This is a genomic window from Rothia sp. (in: high G+C Gram-positive bacteria), assembly GCF_015265375.1.
GTDB lineage: Bacteria > Actinomycetota > Actinomycetes > Actinomycetales > Micrococcaceae > Rothia.
Genome location: NZ_JABZXW010000105.1, coordinates 1 through 2,900 on the forward strand (window position 1 = coordinate 1; position 2,900 = coordinate 2,900).

Sequence of the window (2,900 nt, forward strand, 5' to 3'; positions counted from 1 at the left end):
CCCCCCCCCAAAAAAATTCAGGAGTACTCTTATTACTTTTGGGTTGGGGGCTTCTCCGGCCTTCACCCCTTGTGAGCGTGTAGAACGCTCCTAACCGAACAGCACACGGATAAACAGCACACGGATAAGAAAGCGCATGTCCTCTAAACTCTCACCCCGTCAGAAGCAGAAGCTCTTCCGCTACGCACAGTACGCCCTTCTGGCCGTTATTGCTCTGGCAGCCATTCTTTTGGCTGACTGGAAGACCCTCAGCCAACAGGTATTCAACCTGGACGTTGCGGCTGCCCAGTTCCCCGACGTCATCACCGTGGCGTTGAAGAACACCCTGCTGTACACCACCTTGGGCTTCATCGTGGGCCTCTCCGGCGGTCTGCTGCTGGCACTGATGCGTATTTCCTCTATCGCCCCCTACCGTTGGATTGCGACCCTGTACGTGGAGCTTTTCCGCGGTATCCCGGCGCTGCTGGTTTTCTTCGCGTTCGGTTACGGTATTCCCCTGGCGTTCAAGATTCGCTTCGTGGATAACCTGATTCCGGTGACCCTGTCCCTGGGTATGGTTTCGGCAGCTTACATTAGTGAGGTTCTGCGTGCGGGCCTGCAGGCGATTCCGAAGGGCCAGATGGAGGCGGCACGCTCCCTGGGTATGTCCCACACTCGCGCGATGATTTCGATCATTATTCCCCAGGCGTTCCGCGTGGTTCTGCCCCCGCTGACCAACGAGGTTATCTTGCTGACCAAGGACTCCTCCCTCGTGTACCTGCTGGGCGTGACCGTCTCGCAGTACGAGCTGGCGAAGTTCGGTCGTGAGGGCCTGACCGCCGCTAACGCGGGCCTGACTCCCCTGGTGGTTGCGGGTCTGTGCTACCTGATTATCACTGTTCCGCTGGGCCAGCTCTCCGCATACTTTGAGCGCCGCACCCAGCTTGCGGGCCGCAAGTAAGCGCAACGACAGATACGGATTACGGAAGATACTATGACTGCTTCAACTTCATCCATGGCCGCCTCCTCGGTGCGCATTTCTAACCTGCACAAGTCCTACGGCAAGGTTCAGGTTCTCAAGGGCATTGACATGCAGGTCGAGCCGGGCGAGGTCGTGTGCCTTATCGGCCCTTCGGGTTCCGGTAAGTCCACCCTGCTGCGTTGCGTGAACCTGTTGGAGGAGCCGAACGACGGCACCATCATGGTGGGCGATACCGAGGTCACCGACCCGGACGTAGACATTAACCGCGTGCGTACCCACATGGGTATGGTGTTCCAGCAGTTCAACCTGTTCGGCCACCTGAACATTCTGGATAACTGCACGATTGCTCAGATTAAGGTTCTGGGCCGCTCCAAGGCTGAGGCGGAGGCGGTTGCTCGCGAGCAGCTGGCGAAGGTTGGCCTGGAGGGCAAGGAAGACCGCTTCCCGGCTCAGCTGTCCGGTGGTCAGCAGCAGCGTGTGGCTATTGCGCGTGCGCTGTCCATGAACCCGGACCTGATGCTCTTCGACGAGCCGACCAGTGCTCTCGACCCTGAGATGGTCGGCGAGGTTCTGAGCATTATGCGCAACCTTGCCGACGAGGGTATGACCATGATTGTGGTGACTCACGAGATGGCGTTCGCCCGCGAGGTCGCCGATAAGGTCGTCTTCATGGCAGATGGCGTGGTCGTGGAGGAGGGCCCCGCCGATCAGGTGATTGGCAACCCCCAGCATGAGCGTACTCAGGCTTTCTTGGCGCGCGTGCTCGATCCGACCCACGCCGTAGTAGACTAGTACTAGCTCTTGAAAAACGTAGCGGGCGGTGCTGTACGAAACATTCTGTTTCGCGCAGCACCGCCCGCTTTTTAATTCTCTAGTTCGAGGCTGTTCCGGCCCTAGAAGATGCGGCGCGCCACCTTGTCAAAGAGACGGTCCGGCAGCACGGCATGGAGGAACACGGAGGGCTTAGCACCGAAACCCACGAGGTAGCGGGTCTTGGGGCGGCGCGCTTCCAGGGCTCGCAGAATAGTTTTAGAGATAACCTTGGGCTCGGAGAGGGTGGAGGAGGGCGAGTAGAGCTTACGCATATTTGCCGCAACGCGCTGCGCCTGAGCCGCATAGACGCCGTTTCGGGAGGACTCCTCCAGGTGGTCTGCCGCGATGAGCCCCCAGGGGGTCTTGATGCCGCCGGGCTCGATAATGACCACGTCAATACCGAACTCTGCGACCTCCATGCGCAGCGCATCGCTGAACGCCTCGAGAGCGTACTTGGTGGCGTGGTACCAGGCACCCAGGGGCATGGTAATACGCCCCGCCATCGAGGAGATGTTCAGGATGCGCCCGCTGCCCCGTGCGCGCATATGCGGCAGCACCAGCTGGGTGAGGCGTGCCAGGCCAAAGAGGTTCACCTCAAACTGACGGCGTGCCTCGTCAATGGGGACATCTTCAATGGCGCCGTAGGATCCGTAGCCAGCGTTGTTGATGAGCACGTCAATGCGGCCTTCTGCATCAATGATCTGCTGTACGGCGGCTTCCATGGATGCTTCATCGGTAACGTCCATGCTCAGCGCTTTCACGCCCTCGGAGGCGAGCTCTTCAATCTTCTCAACGCGGCGGGCAGCACCGTAGACGGTGTAGCCGTAGCGCACCAGTAGCGGCGCCACGTCGTAGCCGATACCGGAGCTGGCGCCGGTGAGAAGAACTACGGGGCGTTGCAGTGACTTGGGCATTGCGCATCCTTTCGGGCTGCCTCCCCTTCGGGTTGCTCCCTGCAGTGTTAGCGGGGAGGTGTTAGCTGGGGGGTACTTCTTAGGGTACGCTCACGCGCGGCGTACGGGCGGTGTACGGACATGCAGAAAGCTCAGGGCGTAGTGTGAGGGTATTCTCACCGGCATATGTGAGGGCAGGCAGGCATATCGAAAGCTCGCCGCGGCATCCTGGG

The 2,900-nt window shown here is 60.0% G+C and carries 3 protein-coding genes; 2 read left to right on the plus strand and 1 reads right to left on the minus strand.

Annotated features, from left to right (window positions below; all coding sequences use genetic code 11):
• Positions 1 to 136: 136 nt before the first annotated feature.
• Together HXO69_RS08850 and HXO69_RS08855 are read left to right on the plus strand one after the other, a co-directional pair.
• Complete coding sequence (locus tag HXO69_RS08850) at positions 137 to 940, plus strand: amino acid ABC transporter permease (RefSeq protein ID WP_012902971.1); 804 nt, start codon at positions 137 to 139, stop codon at positions 938 to 940.
• Positions 941 to 973: 33 nt separating this feature from the next.
• On the plus strand, positions 974 to 1,753 hold the full coding sequence (locus HXO69_RS08855; protein ID WP_070634888.1) for an amino acid ABC transporter ATP-binding protein: 780 nt from the start codon (positions 974 to 976) through the stop codon (positions 1,751 to 1,753).
• A gap of 101 nt (positions 1,754 to 1,854) precedes the next feature.
• Here the strand turns inward: HXO69_RS08855 and HXO69_RS08860 are convergent, their stop codons facing one another.
• The gene (locus HXO69_RS08860) at positions 1,855 to 2,688 is read right to left on the minus strand and encodes an oxidoreductase (protein ID WP_296546600.1); all 834 of its coding nucleotides are present in this window, start codon (positions 2,686 to 2,688) and stop codon (positions 1,855 to 1,857) included.
• Positions 2,689 to 2,900: the final 212 nt, after the last annotated feature.

Excerpts from the sequence above, each read along its gene's own strand:
- HXO69_RS08855 (WP_070634888.1), top strand. The coding sequence starts at position 974 with ATGACTGCTTCAACTTCATCCATGGCCGCCTCCTCGGTGCGCATTTCT.
- HXO69_RS08860 (WP_296546600.1), bottom strand. The coding sequence starts at position 2,688 with ATGCCCAAGTCACTGCAACGCCCCGTAGTTCTTCTCACCGGCGCCAGC.
- HXO69_RS08850 (WP_012902971.1), top strand. The coding sequence starts at position 137 with ATGTCCTCTAAACTCTCACCCCGTCAGAAGCAGAAGCTCTTCCGCTAC.